The organism is Pseudomonas sp. CNPSo 3701, from assembly GCF_028674975.1.
GTDB lineage: Bacteria > Pseudomonadota > Gammaproteobacteria > Pseudomonadales > Pseudomonadaceae > Aquipseudomonas > Aquipseudomonas straminea.
Window position 1 is genome coordinate 215,975 of sequence record NZ_JAQZSI010000002.1, and the last position, 20,684, is coordinate 236,658.

Consider the following 20,684-nt stretch of genomic DNA (forward strand, 5'->3'; position numbering starts at 1 on the left):
GTATCAGCCGCGGCCTTCGCGGTACAGGTGCTCGAAGCAGAAGTTGGTTGCCTGGATATAACCCTCGGCGCCACCGCAGTCGAAACGCTGCCCCTTGAACTTGTAAGCCAGCACACAACCGTCCTGGGCCTGCTTCATCAGCGCGTCGGTGATCTGGATTTCACCGCCTTTGCCCGGCTCGGTGTTCGCGATCAGGTCGAAGATGTCCGGGGTCAGGATGTAGCGACCGATGATGGCCAGGTTCGACGGCGCGTCTTCGGCCTTGGGTTTCTCGACCATGTGGCTAACGCGGAAGATGTCGTCGCGGATGGTTTCGCCGGCAATCACACCGTACTTGTGGATCTCGTCCATCGGCACTTCCTGCACCGCCACGATGGAGCAACGGAACTGGTTGTACAGCTTGACCATCTGGGTCAGCACGCCGTCACCGCCTACGTTCAGGCACAGGTCATCGGCCAGTACCACGGCGAACGGCTCGTCACCGATCAGCGGACGGCCGCTGAGAATGGCGTGGCCCAGGCCTTTCATTTCCACCTGACGGGTGTAGGAGAACGTGCAGTTATCGATCAGGCGACGGATACCGACCAAGTACTTTTCCTTGTCGGTGTTACGGATCTGGTGCTCGAGTTCGTAGCTGATGTCGAAGTGGTCTTCCAGCGAGCGCTTGCCGCGGCCGGTGACCATGGCGATCTCGTTCAGGCCCGCATCGAGCGCCTCTTCAACGCCGTACTGGATCAGCGGCGTGTTGACCACAGGCAGCATTTCCTTGGGCATGGCCTTGGTCGCCGGGAGGAAGCGAGTGCCGTAACCGGCGGCAGGGAACAGGCATTTCTTGATCATGTGGTTTCCTTGAATGGTCAATGTTGCTCAAGTCGCTGATACACCCACGTCAGGAAGTCTGGCGCAGGCGCTCGTAGTAGTAAGGCAGGCGTAGCAAGGCATGGCGTGCGGCGGCCGCACGCCGTTCGTTGTTGTCTCCGGGAAAGGTCACCGTCTCGCTGGTCACGCCCTGGTGCTCGGCCAGGCGCGTAGCGCAGGCAAAGCACATGGCGCCGTCGTAGACTTCCTGACCACGCTTGTCGTCGGCGGTCGGAGCGCCAGTAATGGCCAGAATGATGTCGGCGCTGCTGGTCATCAGCACACCCAGGGCCATTTCGCGGGCGACTTCTTCACTGTTCATGCCGTAGGTTTCGATGGTCTCCGGTTTGACGCCCAGAGAAGCCTGCATGGCGCGCTTGGAATAGACCACGAAACCGCCTTCGAGCACGCCATCGCAACCCGGCACGGCAGCCACCGTAGCGGCCAGCAGACCGGCCGTGGCCGACTCCGCGGTGCTCAGCACCAGGTTGTACTTTTCCAGGAAATGAACCGCCTGCTCGATGTTTTGCATGCCCGCGAATGTCTCCTACTCGATCGTTACCGTGTGCCTATGGCAGTGGCCGAGGCCTACAAGTTCCGAAGCATTTACCGCAGACCGCTGATCCTGACGGCTGAACTCAACGGGCAAGCCGGTTTTCCCATTTGCGAGAGCCGAAAATCGAGGGGAACGACAGATGAATACTCTGCGCAAACTGCAAGATAGCCATGAGCTGAATGACGTCGGCAATGACTCGCGCCGTCAGGCGTTCGTCCAGGCGCTCAGCGAAAAGGCCCGCCCCTTGTTCGAGGAAGCAGCCAGTTACGCGCGCAATCATGATCTGGACGTGGTGGTCGATCTGGTACTGGAGCACGACAGTCCGCGGCTGATCCTGGCCGTCAGCCGGCCTGACGAAGACGCCGTGAGCAGCTACAGCCTGGTCGCCAACCTGGCGGCGCAGCGCATGTTGCATGAAGAGTTCTACGCCGACAGCGGCGATATCCATCGCCAGGAGTCGCCGCTGGCCTCGGTCAATGAAAAGGTCATCGATACGCGCCTGGCCAACTTCTTTCGCAAGGGCTTCGCCCTCCCTCTGGATTACATCAACGAACGCCACCCCATCGGTTTCTGGTGATACCGCGATTTGGCTGATCCTGAGCAAGGCTTGACGGCTGGTGCCGACCTAGACTGCCGGCTGGTCAATTTGCGAGGGGAACGCCATGAAAGCCGATGTCGTCATCGTGGGCGCCGGGCCTACCGGCCTATGCCTGGCGCGCTCGTTGTCCGGTCAGGGATTGTCGATCCGCCTTATGGAGCGTCAGACCGAGGCTGAGCTGGCTGCACCACCGTTCGACGGCCGCGAGATCGCTCTGACCCATGCCTCCCAGCATATTCTCGAAAAACTGGGTATCTGGCAGCAATTCACCCCTGACGAAATCTCGCCACTGCGTGACGCCCATGTCCTTAACGGTCCGTCTCCTTATGCTTTGCGCATTGCCGCTGCTGCGGCCGGCAAGGAACTTCTCGGCTGCCTGGTGCCCAACCAGGCGATTCGCCGTGCCGCCTATGGCGCTGCCAGCGAGTGTGCGGATATCGAAGTGCTTTACGAGCGGACGATTACCGAGCTGAGCTGCTCGGCTCGCGGTGTATCGATGCGGCTGAGCGACGGCCAAACACTCGAGTCCGGGTTGATCGTCGCGGCCGACAGCCGCTTTTCCGAAACCCGCAGGCGCCTCGGTATCGGTGCGCGCATGGAGGACTTCGGCAAGACCATGCTGGTATGCCGCATGGCCCATGAGCGCAGCTATGAGCAAGTGGCCTGGGAGTGGTTCGGCTACGGGCAGACCCTCGCCCTGCTGCCGTTGAACGGCAACTGCGCCTCGGCGGTACTGACCCTAGAGCCCACGGAAATGAATCGGGTGATGAGCCTCGATGACCAGGCCTTCGCCCGCGAGATGGAGCGGCGCTTCGACCGTCGCCTGGGGCGCATGGAGCTACTGGGCGAGCGCATCACCTACCCGCTGGTAGGCGTGTATGCGGAGCGCTTCGCCGGTCTGCGTAGCGCACTGATCGGCGACGCCGCGGTGGGCATGCATCCGGTCACGGCCCATGGTTTCAACTTCGGCCTGCAAAGCCAGAAGCGCCTGGCCGACACCCTACTCTGCGCATTGCGCCAGGGCCGGGACATCGGTGAGCCAGGCGTTCTGCAGCGCTACGCCGGTGCCCAGCAGCGAGCCAGCTGGCCGCTCTACCAGGCCACCAGCCTGCTGGTGCGCCTGTACACCGATGATCGCGCCCCTACCCGCCTGCTGCGCAATGCAGGCCTGCGCTTGGCGCAGAACCTACCACCGATCAAGGCGGCGCTGGCCCGGCACCTGACCCAGATTGCGCGCTAGTCAGCTGTCGGCGGCGCGCTGCATATTTACCCGCTGCCGCCATTCCATGTAGGTCTTCAGCAACAGGGTGATCAGCGCCATGCAGGCCAGCAGCGCTGCCGCGGTGAAGGCGGCGACTGGCTTGTAGTCGTTGTTGAGCTGGTCGACCAGCAACGGCAGCGTCAGGGTCTGGTTGAGAATGGTGCCGGAGACCACCGACACCGCACCGAACTCGCCGACCGCTCGTGCATTGGTGACCACCACGCCATACAGCAGCGCCCACTTGATATTCGGCAGCGTGATGTGACGGAAGATCTGCCAGCCATTGGCACCCAGGCACAGCGCCGAGGTCTCCTCGTCATTGCCCTGGGACTGCATCACCGGAATCAGGATACGCGCCACGTACGGAGCGGTGACGAACACCGTGACCATGACGATGCCCGGCCAGGCGAACATCAGTTGCATGTCGTTATCGTAGAACCACTGGCCCAGGGCGCTTTCCAGCCCGTAGACGACCAGATAGCAGAGGCCGGCGACCACCGGCGACACCGCATAGGGAATGTCCACCAGGGTGGTGAGCAGCTTGCGGCCGCGGAAATCGTAGTGGGTCACGCACCAGGCCAGCAGGATGCCGAAGCACAGGTTCAGCGGCACGGTGAGTGCGGCGACCAGCAGGGTCAGGCCGATGGCGTGCTGCATGTAATCCTGGGACAGGTTGTCGACCAGCATCGCCCAGCCACCGCTGAGAGCCCGGGTGAAAATCAGCGCCAGGGGCACCAGCAGCATCAGCGAGACCGCGCCGAGACCCAGACCGATGAGCACCCATTGGTGCCAGTGTTGGGGCTTCTTCATCGACCCTGCCTCTGCCATTTGAACAGTCGGCCCTGCACCACCTGCAAGGTGAACAGCAGGAACAGCGACGCAAGGAGAATCACCGAGGCGATCGCCGCCGCTGCCGGGTAGTTGAATTCCTGCAGGCGCACAAAAATCATCAGCGACGACACTTCGGTCTTATAGGGAATGTTGCCGGCGATCATGATCACCGCGCCGAACTCGCCCAGGCTGCGCACGAACGACTGCGACGCACCGGTGATCAGCGCCGGCGCCAGGCTCGGCAGCACCACGTAAGCAAAGCTCTGCCATTTCTTGGCGCCCAGGGTACGGGCCGCTTCCTCGTATTCATTGCCCAGGCTCTGCAGCACCGGCTGCACGGTGCGCACCACGAACGGCAGGCTGGTGAACACCATGGCGATCAGCAGGCCCGGGTAGGCATAGGCGATCTTGATGCCGGCGGCCTCGAAGTACTGGCCGAGCCAACCGCCGGGCACCAGCAAGGTCGCCAGGGTCAAGCCGGCCACCGAGGTCGGCAGCGCGAATGGCAGGTCCACCAGGGCATCGACCAGGCGGCGGCCCGGAAAGTCGTAACGGGTGATGATCCAGGCGATCAGCAAACCGATCAGCAGCACGATCACGGTCGAGTAGAAGGCGCCGCTGATGGTCACCTTGTAACTCTGCACCACACGCGGATCGCTGATCGCCTGCCAGTACTGCGCCCAGCTCATGTCGCTGACGTACAGCAACAGGGCTGACAGCGGAAACAGAATGACCAGCGACAGATAGAAAACGCTGAAACCGAAGCTCAGGCCAAAACCCGGCAGCAGCGGATTCTGCAGAAAGAAAACGGGGGACTTGCTCACTCGGAAATCCTTGAATGCACAAACCGCCGGAAGTCGGCGGTTTGTGAAATACAGCTGATGCGGCTCAGCGCCTGGCAATCATCATGATCGCCCGAGCCGCAAGGCCGACGCGCAGCAGATCGACTCTAAGCCATCAACGGCCTTCGGCCAGAAGCTGGTCAAGAATACCATTGCCGTCGAAATGCTTGGCAGTGATCTCGTCCCAGGTGCCCAGCACATCGGTCGGGTTGAGCAGGCGCAGTTCCTGGAACTGGCCGGCGGTTTCGGCGGCCACTTCCTTGTCCTGCACGCGATAGTGGTAGGTGGTCAGCAGCTTCTGGATGTCCTTGCTGTACTGGAAGTCCAAATAGGCCTTGGCCACGTCGCGGGTGCCCTTCTCGTCCACCACCTTGTCGACGATGGCGACCGGGAATTCGGCCAGCACGCTCACCGGCGGCACGATCACCTCGAACTCGCCGGACTTGAATTCCTCGCCCTTGGCGATATTCACCACTTCCGATTCGAAGCTCAGCAGCACGTCGCCCTGCCCGTTCTGTGCGAAGGCCACGGTGGCGCCGCGGCCGCCGGTGGGGAAGTTCTCGACATTGCGCAGCACCTTGCCGACGAATTCCTTGATCTTCGCTTCATCACCCTTGAACGCTTCGTTGGCGTACAGCCAGGCGCCCAGGTAGCTGTAGCGGGCGTTGCCGGAGGTTTTCGGGTTGGGGAACACCAGCTTCACATCGGAACGGGCCAGGTCGTCCCAGTTCTTGATGCCCTTGGGATTGCCCTTGCGCACCAGGAATGCGGTGGTGCTGTAGTACGGCGAGCTGTGGTTGGGGAACTGCTCGGCCCAGTCCTTACGCACCAGGCCACGCTTGGCGAGGATGTCCACGTCGGTGACCTGGTTGAAGGTCACGGTGTCGACCTTCTTGCCCTGGATGATGTCCTGAGCTTGGCGTGACGTACCGGCGAACGACTGGTCGATCTTCAGATCCTTGCCGGTCTCGGCCTTCCAATGGGCCTGGAACTTGGGGTTGATCTCGGCGAACAGCTCGCGGGCAACGTCGTAGGAAGCGTTGAGAATCGGCTTGTCCGCCGCCGATGCGACAGCGCTGCCAAGCAGCGACGTGGTGACGGCAGTCGCCAGCAGGAGTTTTTTCAGCATGATCCAGGGTTTCCTTACGAGAGCGCAGATAAGGCCGGTAGCGTGCCTGATGGCCTTATGCCTTAAAAGAACCTTTTTATCATAACTATATTCCACTACGCACTAGAGGCTGTTGACGTTTCATGCATGGCTGCGCCATAGCCCATTTTGCAGGGAGGCAAGGAACGCCTCATCACGGCAGAACAACGCCGGGCGCTGCAGGTCTGAATCCTCAGACAGACGGGTCTCCGCTGTTCCCCCCATGAAGGTAACCGGTATGCAAGAGCAAGCAGACGGCAAAACTCCCGGCCTGTCAGCCGAAGAAGAGCGCGAGATCGATGAGAAACTGCCGCCGCGGGCGGCGGTGTTGCATGAAACCATCAGGATCCAGGGCGACCATGAGCTGGAACGCAGCATCGCAGCATTATGGTGGTCGGCGCTGGCCGCCGGGCTGACCATGGGCCTGTCGCTGATGGCCATGGGTTTGTTCCGCTCTCGGTTGGGCCCCAGCGATGAAAGTCATGTGATCGCCAGCCTCGGTTATTCGGCAGGCTTTCTGGCGGTGATCCTCGCCCGTCAGCAACTGTTTACGGAAAACACGCTGACCGCCGTGCTGCCGGTGATGACCAAGCTGACCCTGAACAATGTCGGGCGACTCTTGCGTCTCTGGGGCGTGGTGCTATGCGGAAACCTGGCCGGCACCCTGCTGGTGGCTTGGGTGATGCTGCGCCTGCCGATTTTCGATACCCAGACCGACCTGGCGTTTCTGGAAATCGGCCGCAAGGTGATGGAAAACGACGTGTCCAAGATGCTTGCCAAAGGCATCATCTCAGGCTGGATGATCGCCACCATGGTGTGGATGATCGCCTCGATGGAAAGCGCCAAGATCGCCATTATCGTGCTGATCACTTACCTGATGGCACTGGGTGACTTCACCCACATCGTGGTCGGCTCGGTAGAGGTGTCTTATCTGGTGTATGCCGGTGAAGTGAGCTGGAGCGATTTCTGGCTGTTGTTTGCGGGGCCGACCCTGGCCGGAAATATCATTGGCGGCAGCTTTATCTTTGCCCTGCTCAGCCATGCCCAGATCCGCAGCGAGCGTGACGTGATTGCCAAGCGCGAGCGCGACAAGCACAAGTTGCTGGAGGAGTTGCGCCGCAGTCGCAAGGACTGACTGTCCAAGATCGCCAAAGGCCTCAAGGCCTCGGTGGCCGCCTTTCTCGAAGGCGTCGCAACGATGCCGGCGCGCACCAGCAACGCCTGGTCAACGTCAGTGGCGCGTTCTTCAGCAGAGCGCTGTTCCCATTCGATATCACGCGTCAATCGAGTCGCTACGCTGCCAGGAGTCAAGCGCCCAGTAGCGGGCGCTATCCCGTTCAACGCTGATCAGCTACCCGGATTGGCGTAGGCTTCTTCGAAGAAGTAATCCTTCCAGGAGCTTGCCTTGTTCTTCAGCACGCCCAGCTCATGCAGCTTCTCGGCGTAGATGAAGGTGCGCTGCGGCGACACGGTGAAGTCGTTTTCCGGGTCCTCGATGATTTTCTTCACGAACTCCAGCGGCAGCTTGGAGTTCTCCACGCGGATGTAGGTCTCGGCCGCAGCGGCCTTGTTGGCCTTGATGATCTGCGAGGCCTCGACCAGCGCATCGTAGAAGGCCTTGTAGGTCTTCGGGTTGGCGTCGTGGAATTTCTCGGTGGCGTAGAGCACGTTGAAGGTGGCCTGGCCGCCGAGGATGTCGTAGCTGCTGATCAGCTTGTGCACCTTGGGATTTTCCAGCGCCTGGTACTGGAACGGCGGGCTGGAGAAATGCGCGGTGATTTCCGAGCCGCCCTTGGTCAATGCCGCGGTGGCATCCGGGTGCGGCAGGCTGACGGAAATCTTGTCGAAACGCTGGAAGTCGGCATTGCCGTAACGCTTGGCGGTCTCGATCTGCAGGGTGCGCGACTGGAAGCCGACGCCGGCGGCCGGCACCGCGATGCGGTCCTTCTCGCCGAGATCGTCGAGGGTCTTCACCTCATCGCGATTACTCAGCAGGTAATTGGGCAGCGAGCCCAGCGAGGCCACGGCCTTGACGTTCTGCCGGCCGTGGGTGCGGTCCCACACGGTGAGCATCGGCGGCACGCCAGCCGAAACCACGTCGATGGCACCTGCCAGCAGCGCTTCGTTCATCGCCGTGGCGCCGGAAATGGTGCGCCACTCGACGTCGATCTTGTCCAGGCCCTGGGCCTTGGCGTGCTTCTCGATCAGTTGCTGGTCCTTGACCACGTGCAGCACCAGGTAACCGATGCCGAACTGCTGGGCGATGCTGATCTTGCCTTCGGCCTGGGCGGCCAGTGGAGTCGCCAGGGCGCCAAGCAAGCCCAGTGCGGTGGCCAGGCGGCCGAATTTGAACATGTTGGTCATGGTCGTTCTCGTTATGTGATCAGTAAGTTGGTTACGTAGGGTGGATGACGCTCTTTTCATCCACCATTGCGATTGCGAAACGGTGGATTGGTGAAGCGTGATCCACCCTGCTGGGCCCTAGCGCTGCATCCCCCAGCGCTTGACCGTCACCCGCTCGATGCTGGCGAAGATCAGGTTCTCCACCAGCAGGCCGATCAGGATCACCGCCACCAGCCCGGCGAACACCTTGTCGGTGTACAGCTCGTTACGGTTCTGGAAGATGTACCAGCCCAGGCCGCCCTTGCCGCTGGAGGCGCCGAACACCAGTTCGGCGGCGATCAGCGTGCGCCAGGCAAAGGCCCAGCCGATCTTCAGCCCCGAGAGGATCGACGGCAGCGCCGCCGGGATCAGGATGAACAGCACGAAGCGCAGGCCCTTGAGGCCGTAGTTGCGCCCAGCCATGCGCTGGGTCTCGGAAACGCCGAGAAAGCCGGCATAGGTATTCAGCGCCAGGGCCCAGAGCACCGAGTGCACCAGCACGAAGATCAGGCTGTTCTCGCCCAGCCCGAACCACAGCAGCGACAGTGGCAGCAGCGCAATGGCCGGCAGCGGGTTGAACATCGAGGTCAGCGTCGACAGCAGGTCGCGGCCGAGCTGGGTCGAGACCGCAAGGCTGGTCAGTAGAAAGGCCAGAACGATGCCGATCAGGTACCCCTTGACCAGCACCGACAGCGAGATCGCTACCTTTTCCAGCAACTCACCGCTGCCGATGCCCTCGACGAATGCCTTGGCCGTCTGCAGGAAACTGGGCAGCAGCAGGTCGTTGGCCTGGTAGCGGGCCGCCGCCTCCCAGATCAGTGCCAGGGCCAGCAAGATCAGCGATTTGCGCAGCCAGCCCTGTTGCCACAGGCGCTGACCGAGGGACAGCTCGCGCTCCAGCTTGAGGCCGGGCAGCGGCTGCAGGGGAATTTCGTATTCCTCACGCCGTGCGGGAGAAAGACTCATGATCGATACTCCTCAGTAGGCGATGCGGATATCCTGGAAACCCAGTTCGGCGGCCGAACCGCCGTCGACGTCTTCGTCGAACAGCAGGCGGTGAATCCGCTGCGCGGTGTGCTGGAAACCCACACCACCGAGGCTGTGCAGGTCGAACTGGTGGCTGTTGATTTCCGCCCGCACGCGGCCGGGGTGTGGCGACAGCAGCAGGATGCGATTGCCGACGATCAGCGCCTCTTCGATGGAGTGAGTGACGAACAGCAGGGTGAAACGCACCTCCTCCCACAGTTCCAGCAATTCCTCTTGCATCTTGCGGCGGGTCAGGGCGTCCAGGGCGGCGAAAGGCTCGTCCATCAGCAGGATCTTCGGCTGCATGGCCAGCGCCCGGGCAATCGCCACCCTCGCCTTCATGCCGCCGGACAAGGTGTGCGGATAGGCATCGGCAAAAGCGGCCAGGCCGACCTTCTCCAGGTAATGCAAGGCGCGCTCCTCGGCCTCTTTACGGCCCTGCGTGCGTGAGGCCAGCAGCGGGAACATGACGTTCTGCTTGACCGTCTTCCACGGCGGCAACTGGTCGAACTCCTGAAACACCACGATGCGATCCGGCCCCGGCTCATGCACCTCGGCGCCGTCAAGGCGGATGCTGCCGGCGACCGGTTCGATGAAACCGGCCACCGCTTTGAGCAAGGTGGATTTACCGCAACCCGAAGGGCCGAGCAGCACGAAACGGTCGGAGCGATCCACCTCGAAGCTGACTTCGTGGGTGGCGCGCACCACGCGCTGCGGGGTGCGGTATTCGAGGCTGACCTTGTCCACCTGAAGAACGGTGTCGAAGGCGCCTGGATTCAGCGTGCTGGCCGTGTGGCCTTGCAGAGGGGCATTCATGGGTTATCAGCTTCCCTGACCGATGGCGGCGTCTTCGAAGAAGTAGTCCTGCCAGCTGGCCGGTTTGTGTTTGATGGCGCCGACGCGGTGCAGGAAATCGGCCAGCGGGTAGGTGTTGGTGGGGGTGACGGTGAACTGGAACTGCTCGTTGTCGATGATCGTCAGCAGTTCTTCGCGACTGATCTTGGCGCCGGTGACGCGAATGTAGGTATCCGCCGCGGCGCCTTTGTCCTTCTGGGCGAAATCCGCCGCTTCGGCCAGGGCGCTGACGAAGGCCTTGTAGGTCTTGGGATTGTCGCGACGGAATTTCTCGGTGGCGTACAGCACCGTCGGCGAGTTCGGGCCGAGCAGCTCGTAGGTGTCGAGCACCACATGCACGTCAGGGTTTTCCAGGGCTTGGTTCTGGAACGGCGGGTTCGAGAAATGACCGCTCAGCTCGGTGCCACCGGCTTTCAGGGACGCCGTGGCATCCGGGTGCGGCAGCGCCACGGTGTATTTGTCGAGGCGGTCGAATTCCGTGTCGCCCCACTGCTTGGCCGCGGCGTATTGCAGGAAACGCGACTGCACCGACACGCCTACGGCAGGCACGGCGATACGATCCTTCTCGGTGAAATCGGCGATGGTCTTGACCTTGGGGTTGTTGCTGAGCAGGTAGTACGGGAAGTTGCCAAGCGAAGCGACACCCTTGACGTTCTGCTTGCCCTGGGTGCGATCCCACACGGTCAGCAGTGGGCCAACGCCGGCACCGGCAATGTCGATGGCGCCGGACAGCAGCGCATCGTTGACCGCCGAGCCACCGGAAAGCTGCTGCCAGTCGACCTTGATATCCAGGCCCTCGGCCTTGCCGTGCTTCTCGATCAGCTGTTGGTCGCGCACCACATTGAGCAGCAAATAGACGATGCCGAACTGCTCGGCGATACGGATCTGCCCTTCGGCATGGGCGACTTTCGGCGCCGCGAGGCTGCCTGCCAACAGGCTCAGACTCAGGGCGATGCCGCCAGCCACCCGGGCAAAACGTGGAACGAAGGGAAAGCGCTTGCCTGCCGACATATCGAGGCTCCAGTCAAAAAAGTGCGGAAATGGGGTGTAGCGGGCTGTTGCCTAGAACGGCACATCGCCCTGGATAGTCGTGCGGTGCATGCGCCGCCGCAGATGGCTCGGGCAGCCCGTGGCCAGGTGGATCAGTGCGCGGTTGTCCCAGAACACCATGTCGCCGTCCTGCCACTGGTGGCGGTAGATGAATTCCGGTTTGGCGCTGTGGGCATATAGCTCGGCGAGGATCTGCCGGCTTTCGTCCTCGGGCACATCGAGAATGTGGGTGGTGAAGTTCTCGTTAACGAACAGGCCCCGGCGGCCGGTTTCCGGGTGGGTGCGCACCACCGGATGAACCACGGCCTTGACCTCGGCGAGCTGCGTTTCGGTAAGCGTCGGGCGGCGAATGCCGGCGAACACCTCATCGGCGTAACGAGCGGTATAGGAATGGGCAGCGCGCTTGCCAGCGATGGCCTGGCGCAGTTCGGCCGGTAGCGTCTCGAAGGCCAGCTGCTGGCTGGCGAACAGGGTATCGCCGCCCTCTTCCGGCAGCTCCTGGGCGTAAAGCATGGAGCCCAGGCTGGGAAACTCCTTGTAGGAGAGATCCGAGTGCCAGAACTTGCCGGCATCGCCCAGGCCGATCGGCTGACCGTTCTCCTTGATGTTGGAGATGATGAAGATTTCCGGGTGGCCTTCCAGCAGGAACTGCTTGAGCACGTGGATCTGCAATACGCCGAAGCGGCGGCTGAAATCGATCTGCTGCTGTGGCGTGATGCGTTGATCGCGGAACACCACTACGTTGTAGTCGAGGTGCGCCTGATGAACGCGGGCGAAATCGGCGTCGTTCAGCGGGCGGCTGAGGTCGAGGCCGACGATCTCGGCACCGACTGCAGCGGAAAAGGGGCGTACTTCAAAATTCTGCGTTGGCTGGTGATTGGCAGAACTCAACGACACGGCGGGCATTTGCGTAACTCCACACGGTAAGGGCGCCAACTGGGCGCGTCTCAGAAGCAGGTGTTCGGCACCTGTATTCAGTCGTGCGGCGCGCCGGTTAGCCAGCGGGTACGCATGGGCGAACTATATCGATATAAAAAAATTAATTTAAATACCTTTTTAGCATTTGCTTATGGCGATCCGCATTCGCCTGCATAAATGAAAACGCCGACAGGGTTCAGCCCTGTCAGCGTCTGGTACAGCAAGCCTGAACCCCAGAGCCCGCTCATGACCTTTCGGCTCCACCCCAGCGCCTTGACTGCAACGCCGCGAGAGTGGCAGTGAGGCGCCCCACAATGGATCGGCGACCGGCCGCTTTTGCCTTGCAGCCGCCTCTTCATGTCGCCGAAAAAGATCGTGGAAAGGGCCTTAGAACGCGGGCAACACGGCGCCCGAGTACTTCTTCTCGATGAAGGCTTTCACGTCCGGGCTGGTCAGCGCATCGGCGAGCTTCTTGATGGTTTCGCTGTTCTGGTTATCCGGGCGGGCAACCAGGTAGTTCACGTACGGCGAATCCTTGTTCTCCAGCACCAGCGCATCCTTGTTCGGATTGAGCTTGGCTTCCAGCGCGTAGTTGGTGTTGATCAGCGCCAGGTCGACCTGATCCAGCACGCGCGGCAGCATGGCCGCCTCGAGCTGCTTGAACTTGAAATTGTGCGGGTTGGTAGCCAGGTCCTTCGGACTGGCCTGAATATTGGCCGGGTCCTTCAGGGTCAGCAGGCCGGCATGTTGCAGCAGCTGCAAGGCACGACCGCTGTTGCTCGCTTCGTTGGGGATGGCGATGGTGGCGCCGTCCGGCAGCTCGTCGAGGCTCTTGTATTTGCGCGAGTAGCCGCCGAAAGGCTCGACGTGCACGCCTTTGACGATCACCAGGTGAGTGCCACGGCTTTCGTTGAAGCTGTCCAGATAAGGCTTGGTCTGGAAGTAGTTGGCATCGAGTTGCTTCTGCTCGACCTGCAGGTTCGGCTGCACGTAATCGGTGAACACCTTGATCTCCAGGTCGACGCCCTGCTGCGCCAGCTTCGGCTTGATCAGCTCGAGGATTTCAGCATGAGGAACCGGCGTAGCGGCCACGGTGAGTTTTTCCGCAGCGAATGCCTGGGTGGTCAGGACAGAGGCCAATGCAGCCAACAGAAGCGTTTTTTTCATGTTTATTCTCGGTAGTTGCCGTTGGATCGACAGCGGCATGGGGATGATTGGCCGGACCGGATAGGGTCGGCGCACTGACAATACGGCCCTCAGTTATACGTGGAAAATACTTTTAATTCATTCTCATATTTCTTATCAGAATAAGCAGAGGTCGGCGCACTTGTTGTGTTTCGGGCGGTCACTTCTAAAGTGAAGACACCCCTATTGCGGATTGATGAACATGATCAGCGAAGCCCTGAGCCGTTTCGAACGCCTGGAACTGGTTCCCCATGCCACCCCGCTGCAACACCTGTTGCGCCTGTCGCACCATGTGGGCCGCGACATCTATGTCAAACGCGATGACCTGACCCTGTTCGCCCTCGGTGGCAACAAGGCCCGCAAACTGGAATACCTGGGTTCCGACGCACTGGCACAGCACGCCGATACGCTGATCACCGCGGGCGCCATCCAGTCCAATCACGTACGCCAGACCGCCGCGCTGGCCGCCAAGATGGGCCTGGCCTGCGTGGCCCTGCTGGAAAACCCCATCGATACGCAGGAGCAGAACTACCTGCACAACGGCAACCGCCTGCTGCTGGACCTGTTCGGCACGCGCGTCGAGCACGTCGACAACCTCGAGGAGCCAGACCTGATGCTGATGGCCAAGGCCGACCGCCTGCGCGCCACCGGCAAGAGCCCCTACGTAATCCCGATCGGCGGCTCCAACGCGCTAGGCACCTTGGGTTACGTCAAGGCGGGCCTGGAGTTCGCCGAACAGGTCGCTGACAAGGGCCTAGACAGCGGCACCCTGGTGCTGGCTTCGGGTAGCGGCGCGACCCATGCTGGCCTGGCGCTGGCGCTGGCTCACGTGCTGCCCGAGTGGCGCGTGCTCGGCATCACCGTATCGCGCCCTGCCGATCTGCAACGCCCCAAGGTAATGGGCCTGGTGCAACGGACCGCGGAACTGCTCGGCGTCAACGTGCCGCAAGCGCTGACCATCGAACTGTGGGACGAGTACTACGGGCCGCGTTATGGCGAGCCGAACACCGGTACGCTGGATGCCATCCGTCTGCTGGCGAGCAGCCAAGGCCTGCTGCTCGACCCGGTCTATACCGGCAAGGCGTTCGCAGGCCTGCTCGACGGGGTGCACAAAGGCGCGTTCGAGGAAGGCAAGCCGATCGTGTTCCTGCATACCGGCGGTGCGCCGGCGTTGTTCGCGTATCAGTCCTTGACTCTCTGAACGGCATATACAAATAATTTTTTATTATTTTCTCGACTACTCAGGCAACCGTAGAGTGCCGCGTCCCGAACGCACCTGACAAACCACCCACCGAGGCTCGATCATGATAATCGCCACCCTGCGTCGAAATTTCCTTATTGGCAGCCTCGGTCTGGCGCTGTTCGCCGGCTTCGGTGGCCAGGCTCATGCAGCCGATGACCTGCAGAAGATCAAGGACAGCGGCAGCATCAAGGTAGGCCTGGAAGGCACTTATCCACCCTTCAACTTTCAGGACGAAAGCGGCAAGCTCGCCGGCTTCGAAGTGGACCTGGCCAATGCATTGGCCAAGGAGCTGGGCGTGACCGCGAGCTTCCAGCCGACCAAATGGGACGGCATTCTCGCCTCCCTCGAATCGGGCCGCATCGATGTGGTGATCAATCAGGTCACCATCTCCGACGAGCGCAAGAAGAAGTACGATTTCTCCACGCCCTATACCGTCTCCGGCATCCAGGCGCTGACCCGCAAGAGCGAAGCGGACAGCGTGAAAACCGCCGCGGACCTGGCCGGCAAGAAGGTCGGTGTGGGCCTGGGCACCAACTATGAGCAGTGGCTGAAGGAAAACGTGCCGCAGGCTGACATCCGTACCTACGACGATGATCCGACCAAGTTCCAGGACCTCAACGTGGGCCGCATCGACGTGGTACTGGTCGACCGCCTGGCCGCATTCGAAATGGTCGCCAAGACCGGTGAGCGCATGGCCGTTGCCGGTAACGCCTTCTCCCGTCAGGAATCGGGCATCGCGATGCGCAAAGGCAACCCGCAACTGCTCGCGGCTATCGACAAGGCCCTTGCCAAGCTGCGCAGCGACGGCACCCTGAAACAGCTCTCCGAGAAATGGTTCAAGGCTGACGTCACTCAATGATGCCGGACACCTTCCAGCTGGTGCTGGACTCCCTGCCCTTTCTCCTCAAGGGCGCGATTTGGACCATCGTTCTGAGCCTTGGCGGCATGTTCTTCGGCATGCTGCTTGGCTTCGGCCTTGCCCTCGTCAGGCTCTACGCCATCGCCCCACTGGGCTGGCTGGCCAGGGTCTACATTTCGTTCTTCCGCGGTACGCCGCTGCTGGTACAGCTGTTCGTCATCTACTTCGGCCTGCCTGAACTGGGGCTGCAGCTCGAGCCCCTGACCGCGGCGCTGATCGGCTTCTCCCTGAACATGGCGGCCTATGTCGCCGAGATCATGCGGGCGGCCATCGCCTCCATCGACCGTGGTCAGTGGGAAGCAGCTGCCAGCATCGGCATGAGCAAGAGCCAAACGATGCTGCGCGCCATCCTGCCGCAAGCGATGCGCACTGCCCTGCCGCCGCTGGGCAACAGCTTCATCTCGCTGGTCAAGGACACCGCCCTGGCGGCCACCATCCAGGTGCCGGAGTTGTTCCGTCAGGCCCAGCTGATCACCGCGCGCACTTACGAGGTGTTCGCCATGTACCTGGCGGCAACGGTGATCTACTGGATTCTCTCCAGCCTGCTCGCCCACTTGCAGAACCGCCTGGAAGCACGCGTCAACCGTCACGAGGCGGACAACTGATGGCTTCGAGCATGATCACCGTTCGCAACCTGAGCAAATCCTTCAAGGGCCAGAGCGTACTCAAGGGTATCGACCTGGATATCGCTCCCGGCGAGGTCGTCGCCATCATCGGCCCCAGCGGCTCGGGCAAGACCACCCTGCTGCGCTGTCTCAACCTGCTGGAAACGCCCGATGGCGGCAGCATTCGCGTCGGCGACATCGAAATCGATGCCGGCAAGCCGATCGGCCAGCAACAGGGGCTGATCCGCAAGCTGCGCCAACACGTGGGTTTCGTGTTCCAGAACTTCAACCTGTTCCCCCATCGCAGCGCCCTGGAGAACGTCATCGAAGGCCCGGTGGTGGTCAGGAAGCAGCCGCGCGACCAGGCCATCGAGCTGGGCCGGAAGCTACTGACCAAGGTCGGCCTGGCCGGCAAGGAAGACGCCTACCCCAAGCGCCTGTCCGGCGGCCAGCAACAGCGCGTGGCCATCGCCCGGGCGTTGGCGATGGAGCCGGACGTGATCCTGTTCGACGAACCCACCTCGGCCCTGGACCCGGAGCTGGTCGGTGAAGTGCTGGCGACCATCCGCGCGCTGGCCGAAGAGAACCGCACCCTGGTGATCGTCACCCACGAGATGAGCTTCGCCCGTGACGTGGCCAACCGAGCCATCTTCATCGACGGCGGCGTGATCGTCGAACAGGGCGACGCCCGCGAACTGTTCAGCGCGCCCAAACAGGCACGCACCCAGCAGTTTCTCAGCAAGTTTCTCGGTAACGAGCCCGCACGTCCCTGAAGCGAACCTCGACGCAGCCAAATGAAACGCGCCATTCCTGGCGCGTTTTTATTCGCGGTCGAGCAGATGAAAACTCGGCAGCGAAAACCGCCAGCGGATGGCGGCCAGGCGAATGCCCAGCACCACCAGCATGGCCACGCCGGTATCCAGCCAGTGCGGGGTTTCCAGCATGCGCAGCAACACGAAGGTCACTGCGCCGGCCAGGCAGGCGGTGGCGTAGATTTCCTTCTTGAAGATCAGCGGTATCTCGTTGCAGATCACGTCGCGCATCACGCCACCGGCTACGCCGGTCATGATGCCCATGATCACCGCTGTGCTGGAGGGCATCGCGTATTGCAGCGCGACCTCGGTGCCGATCACGGTGAACACGGCCAGCCCGAAGGCGTCGGCGATCAGCAAGCCCTTCTCGTGGATCGGCCGGGTCATGCGCACCCAGATCACCGTGCCCAGGGCTGCCAGGGTAGCGACCAGGATGTAGGTGTCGTTGCGAATCCAGCTGACCGGGTGGTTGTCCAGAATCACGTCACGCAGGGTGCCGCCGCCCAGGGCGGTGATGATGGCGATCACCAGCACGCCGAACAGGTCCATGGACTTGCGTCCGGCCATCAGCGCGCCGGTGATGGCGAACACCGCCACCCCGAACAGATCCGCGAAATAGAACAGCTGGTTCATCGACAAGTCAGTTCACCGGTGTACGCAAGGTCACGAACTCTTCGGCAGCGCTGGGGTGCACACCGATGGTTTCATCGAATACCTGCTTGGTCGCCCCGGCCTTGAGCGCGACCGCCAGGCCCTGGACGATTTCGCCGGCATCGGGCCCGACCATGTGGCAACCCAGCACGCGATCGGTCTTGGCATCGACCACCAGCTTCATCAGCGTGCGCTCGTCGCTCTCGGTCAGGGTCAGCTTCATCGGCCGGAAGCGGCTCTCGAAGATCTTCACTTCGTGCCCCGCTTCGCGCGCCTGTTCTTCGCTGAGCCCCACGGTGCCGATGTTCGGCAGGCTGAACACCGCCGTCGGGATCATCCGATAGTCGACCTTGCGGTATTCGTCCGGCTTGAACAGGCGTCGTGCCACCGCCATGCCTTCGGCCAGCGCCACGGGGGTGAGCTGCACGCGACCGATCACGTCGCCGATGGCCAGAATCGACGGTGCGCTGGTCTGGTATTCGTCATCGACCTCGATGTAGCCCTTGTCGTCCAGGCTGACCGAGGTGTTTTCCAGACCCAAGTTGTCGAGCATCGGGCGGCGGCCGGTGGCGTAGAAGATGCAGTCGGCCTCAAGCGTCCGACCATCCTTGAGGGTGGCCTTGAGGCTGCCGTCGGCTTGTTTGTCGATGCGCGCGATGTCGGTGTTGAATTGCACGTCCAGGCCGCGCTTGCCGAGCTCTTCATGCAGGTGGGTCCGCAGGGAATTGTCGAAGCCACGCAGGAACAGATCGCCACGGTACAGCAGCGAAGTTTGCGCGCCGAGGCCGTTGAAGATCGAGGCGAACTCCACCGCGATGTAGCCACCGCCCACCACCAGAATGCGCTTGGGCAGCTCTTCCAGGAAAAACGCCTGGTTGGAGTTGATCGCATGCTCATGGCCCGGGATCTCGGGCACATGGGGCCAGCCGCCGGTGGCGATCAGAATCCGCTCGGCACTGTAGGTCTTGCCGTCGACTTCCACCCCATGCTCGTCGAGCAAACGCGCATGGCCCTCGACCAGGGCAACGCCACTGCCCACCAGCAGTTTGCGGTAGATGCCGTTGAGGCGTTCGATCTCGCGGTTCTTGTTGGCGATCAGCGTCGGCCAGCTGAAGCTGGCCTGGCCGGGCGTCCAGCCGAAGCCTTCGGCGTGTTCGAACTCATCGGCGAATTGCGCCCCATAGACCAGCAGCTTTTTCGGCACGCAGCCAACGTTGACGCAGGTACCGCCCAGATAACGGCTTTCCGCCACGGCCACCCGGGCGCCATAGCCCGCCGCGAAGCGTGCCGCGCGTACACCGCCGGAGCCGGCGCCGATTACAAACAGATCGAAATCGTAGGTCATAGAAGCCTCCTGAACAGACGCAGAGCATACCGTAAACGCAGCGCACTGCCCGCCTGGCACATGGGGCAAACTTGTCATCGCCACATTGGGTCTAGAGCCGAGAGGAGGAACCAAACCATGCGCCCGATTCTCACCCATCTCGCCCTGCACGTACCGGATCTGCAGGCATGCATCGACTTCTACAGAGACTTCTGCGGCATGCGGGTCATCCACCGGCGCCCTGGCAAGGGGTCGCAGATCGTGTGGATGGCCGAGCCAGGCCGTGAGAGTGACTTCATCTTCGTAATCATGCCCGGAGGCGTGCCTCGCCAGTTGGCCCCAAGCGATTACAGCCACTTCGGCTTCGCCCTGCAGAGCCGTGACGATATCGACGCTGTGGTGGCCAAGGCCGAAGCCGCCGGATGCCTGCTCTGGGCGCAACGCGACGAGCCTTACCCGGTGGGCTATTACTGCGGCGTCCGCGACCCGGCAGGTCATCAGATCGAGTTCAGCTATGGCCAGCCACTGGGCCCCGGTGCGACGCCGATCAACGCCAGCTGAACTGGCCCTAGTTAAATACCGCAGGCATAAAAAAACCGCCCAAAGGCGGTTTTTCCAAGCACGAGGCAGGCGAGGCTCAGCCTTTACCGGTCTTGTACAGATTCTCGAAGCAGAAGTTGGTCGCCTCGATGTAACCCTCGGCGCCGCCGCAATCGAAGCGCTGGCCCTTGAACTTGTACGCCAGCACACAACCGTCCTGCGCCTGTTTCATCAGCGCATCGGTGATCTGGATCTCGCCGCCTTTGCCCGGCTCGGTCTTCTCGATCAGCTCGAAGATGTCCGGGGTCAGGATGTAGCGGCCGATGATCGCCAGGTTGGACGGCGCATCTTCGGCCTTGGGCTTCTCGACCATGCTGTTCACGCGGAAGATGTCGTCGCGGATCATCTCGCCGGCAATCACGCCGTACTTGTGGATCTCGTCCATCGGCACTTCCTGCACCGCCACGATCGAGCAGCGGAACTGGTTGTACAGCTTGACCATCTGGGTCAGCACGCTGTCGCCATCGAGGTTCAGGCACAGGTCATCGGCCAGGACAACGGCGAACGGCTCGTCTCCGATCAGCGGACGGCCGCTGAGAATGGCGTGGCCCAGGCCCTTCATTTCAACCTGGCGGGTGTAGGAAAAGGTGCAGTTGTCGATCAGGCGACGGATACCGACCAGGTACTTTTCCTTGTCGGTGTTGCGGATCTGCTCTTCCAGCTCGTAACTGATGTCGAAATGATCTTCCAGCGAACGCTTGCCACGACCGGTCACCATGGCGATTTCGGTAAGGCCGGCGGACAGCGCTTCCTCCACACCGTACTGGATCAACGGCTTGTTCACGATTGGCAGCATTTCCTTGGGCATGGCCTTGGTTGCCGGGAGAAAACGAGTGCCGTAGCCAGCGGCAGGAAACAAGCATTTCTTGATCATGGAAGTCCCTGAATGAGAGAGGGTTATCGACGCCGCAGCAGTCTAGCAGGACGCGCAAGGCTTACAACGGGAGCAATGCAAACAGCTCAAACGTTTGCGGCAGCGGGCAGTCACAACAGGTGAAACCCACCGCAACGCGAGGTTCGC

22 protein-coding genes and 1 pseudogene are annotated in these 20,684 nt (G+C 61.8%); 9 read left to right on the plus strand and 14 right to left on the minus strand.

The annotated features are described in order from the left end of the window. Positions 1-3 precede the first annotated feature (3 nt). Both galU (PVA39_RS07780) and PVA39_RS07785 read right to left on the minus strand, forming a co-directional pair. The gene (galU, locus tag PVA39_RS07780; RefSeq protein WP_093504631.1) at positions 4-840 is read right to left on the minus strand and encodes a UTP--glucose-1-phosphate uridylyltransferase GalU; all 837 of its coding nucleotides are present in this window, start codon (positions 838-840) and stop codon (positions 4-6) included. A gap of 49 nt (positions 841-889) precedes the next feature. Then, positions 890-1,390, minus strand: coding sequence for a CinA family protein (locus PVA39_RS07785; RefSeq protein ID WP_013791494.1), 501 nt, complete (start codon positions 1,388-1,390; stop codon positions 890-892). A gap of 163 nt (positions 1,391-1,553) precedes the next feature. Between PVA39_RS07785 and PVA39_RS07790 the strand changes: the two genes are divergently transcribed. Next, on the plus strand, positions 1,554-1,991 hold the full coding sequence (locus PVA39_RS07790) for a hypothetical protein (RefSeq protein ID WP_093504629.1): 438 nt from the start codon (positions 1,554-1,556) through the stop codon (positions 1,989-1,991). A gap of 85 nt (positions 1,992-2,076) precedes the next feature. After that, complete coding sequence (gene ubiM / locus PVA39_RS07795; RefSeq protein WP_274123595.1) at positions 2,077-3,252, plus strand: 5-demethoxyubiquinol-8 5-hydroxylase UbiM; 1,176 nt, start codon at positions 2,077-2,079, stop codon at positions 3,250-3,252. On the opposite strand, the gene cysW is transcribed toward ubiM, so the two are convergent. The 3 genes from cysW to cysP all read right to left on the minus strand — a co-directional run bounded on the left by cysW (position 3,253) and on the right by cysP (position 6,075). Further along, positions 3,253-4,083 carry a sulfate ABC transporter permease subunit CysW gene (cysW, locus tag PVA39_RS07800; protein ID WP_274123596.1) on the minus strand — a complete coding sequence of 277 codons (831 nt, stop codon included), beginning with the start codon at positions 4,081-4,083 and terminating at the stop codon, positions 3,253-3,255. It lies immediately after the preceding gene. After that, on the minus strand, positions 4,080-4,928 hold the full coding sequence (gene cysT, locus PVA39_RS07805; RefSeq protein WP_274123597.1) for a sulfate ABC transporter permease subunit CysT: 849 nt from the start codon (positions 4,926-4,928) through the stop codon (positions 4,080-4,082). Before cysT ends, cysW begins: the two co-directional genes overlap by 4 nt. A 133-nt stretch (positions 4,929-5,061) precedes the next feature. Then, positions 5,062-6,075 carry a thiosulfate ABC transporter substrate-binding protein CysP gene (cysP, locus tag PVA39_RS07810; RefSeq protein WP_274123598.1) on the minus strand — a complete coding sequence of 338 codons (1,014 nt, stop codon included), beginning with the start codon at positions 6,073-6,075 and terminating at the stop codon, positions 5,062-5,064. A 256-nt stretch (positions 6,076-6,331) separates the two neighbouring features. Between cysP and PVA39_RS07815 the strand changes: the two genes are divergently transcribed. Further along, entirely contained in the window at positions 6,332-7,228 is an 897-nt protein-coding gene (locus tag PVA39_RS07815) for a formate/nitrite transporter family protein (RefSeq protein WP_192290859.1), read from the plus strand. Continuing rightward, positions 7,229-7,398: pseudogene (locus PVA39_RS07820) on the plus strand (helix-turn-helix domain-containing protein); the annotation flags it as partial. A 42-nt stretch (positions 7,399-7,440) separates the two neighbouring features. On the opposite strand, the gene PVA39_RS07825 reads toward PVA39_RS07820, so the two are convergent. The 6 genes from PVA39_RS07825 to PVA39_RS07850 all read right to left on the minus strand — a co-directional run bounded on the left by PVA39_RS07825 (position 7,441) and on the right by PVA39_RS07850 (position 13,491). Continuing rightward, a complete protein-coding gene (locus tag PVA39_RS07825) occupies positions 7,441-8,457 on the minus strand; it encodes an ABC transporter substrate-binding protein (RefSeq protein ID WP_274123599.1) in 1,017 nt (338 codons plus the stop codon). 117 nt (positions 8,458-8,574) lie between these two features. Then, on the minus strand, positions 8,575-9,441 hold the full coding sequence (locus PVA39_RS07830; protein WP_075961582.1) for an ABC transporter permease: 867 nt from the start codon (positions 9,439-9,441) through the stop codon (positions 8,575-8,577). Positions 9,442-9,453: 12 nt separating this feature from the next. After that, positions 9,454-10,317: an ABC transporter ATP-binding protein gene (locus tag PVA39_RS07835; protein WP_274123600.1), complete on the minus strand. Its 864-nt coding sequence runs from the start codon at positions 10,315-10,317 to the stop codon at positions 9,454-9,456. A gap of 6 nt (positions 10,318-10,323) precedes the next feature. Further along, positions 10,324-11,367, minus strand: a complete 1,044-nt coding sequence (locus PVA39_RS07840; RefSeq protein ID WP_274123601.1) for an ABC transporter substrate-binding protein — start codon at positions 11,365-11,367, stop codon at positions 10,324-10,326. 51 nt (positions 11,368-11,418) lie between these two features. Beyond that, a complete protein-coding gene (locus PVA39_RS07845) occupies positions 11,419-12,312 on the minus strand; it encodes a TauD/TfdA dioxygenase family protein (protein WP_274123602.1) in 894 nt (297 codons plus the stop codon). A 399-nt stretch (positions 12,313-12,711) separates the two neighbouring features. Continuing rightward, entirely contained in the window at positions 12,712-13,491 is a 780-nt protein-coding gene (locus PVA39_RS07850) for a MetQ/NlpA family ABC transporter substrate-binding protein (RefSeq protein ID WP_274123604.1), read from the minus strand. A gap of 220 nt (positions 13,492-13,711) precedes the next feature. Between PVA39_RS07850 and PVA39_RS07855 the strand changes: the two genes are divergently transcribed. The 4 genes from PVA39_RS07855 to tcyN all read left to right on the plus strand — a co-directional run bounded on the left by PVA39_RS07855 (position 13,712) and on the right by tcyN (position 17,049). Continuing rightward, positions 13,712-14,710 carry a D-cysteine desulfhydrase gene (locus PVA39_RS07855; protein WP_274123605.1) on the plus strand — a complete coding sequence of 333 codons (999 nt, stop codon included), beginning with the start codon at positions 13,712-13,714 and terminating at the stop codon, positions 14,708-14,710. A gap of 103 nt (positions 14,711-14,813) precedes the next feature. Continuing rightward, entirely contained in the window at positions 14,814-15,611 is a 798-nt protein-coding gene (gene tcyJ / locus PVA39_RS07860) for a cystine ABC transporter substrate-binding protein (RefSeq protein WP_274123606.1), read from the plus strand. Next, positions 15,608-16,276 carry a cystine ABC transporter permease gene (tcyL, locus tag PVA39_RS07865; protein WP_070887340.1) on the plus strand — a complete coding sequence of 223 codons (669 nt, stop codon included), beginning with the start codon at positions 15,608-15,610 and terminating at the stop codon, positions 16,274-16,276. Before tcyJ ends, tcyL begins: the two co-directional genes overlap by 4 nt. Before the next feature lie 11 nt (positions 16,277-16,287). Continuing rightward, complete coding sequence (gene tcyN, locus PVA39_RS07870) at positions 16,288-17,049, plus strand: L-cystine ABC transporter ATP-binding protein TcyN (protein ID WP_274123607.1); 762 nt, start codon at positions 16,288-16,290, stop codon at positions 17,047-17,049. A 48-nt stretch (positions 17,050-17,097) separates the two neighbouring features. Here the strand turns inward: tcyN and PVA39_RS07875 are convergent, their stop codons facing one another. Next, the gene (locus PVA39_RS07875) at positions 17,098-17,721 is read right to left on the minus strand and encodes a trimeric intracellular cation channel family protein (protein WP_274123608.1); all 624 of its coding nucleotides are present in this window, start codon (positions 17,719-17,721) and stop codon (positions 17,098-17,100) included. A gap of 7 nt (positions 17,722-17,728) precedes the next feature. Next, positions 17,729-19,084: a glutathione-disulfide reductase gene (gene gorA / locus PVA39_RS07880; RefSeq protein ID WP_274123609.1), complete on the minus strand. Its 1,356-nt coding sequence runs from the start codon at positions 19,082-19,084 to the stop codon at positions 17,729-17,731. A 117-nt stretch (positions 19,085-19,201) separates the two neighbouring features. Here gorA and PVA39_RS07885 point away from each other — a divergent pair, with 117 nt between their 5' ends. Beyond that, complete coding sequence (locus PVA39_RS07885) at positions 19,202-19,624, plus strand: VOC family protein (RefSeq protein ID WP_274123611.1); 423 nt, start codon at positions 19,202-19,204, stop codon at positions 19,622-19,624. Positions 19,625-19,700: 76 nt separating this feature from the next. Here the strand turns inward: PVA39_RS07885 and galU (PVA39_RS07890) are convergent, their stop codons facing one another. Continuing rightward, on the minus strand, positions 19,701-20,537 hold the full coding sequence (gene galU, locus PVA39_RS07890) for a UTP--glucose-1-phosphate uridylyltransferase GalU (RefSeq protein ID WP_093504591.1): 837 nt from the start codon (positions 20,535-20,537) through the stop codon (positions 19,701-19,703). Positions 20,538-20,684: the final 147 nt, after the last annotated feature.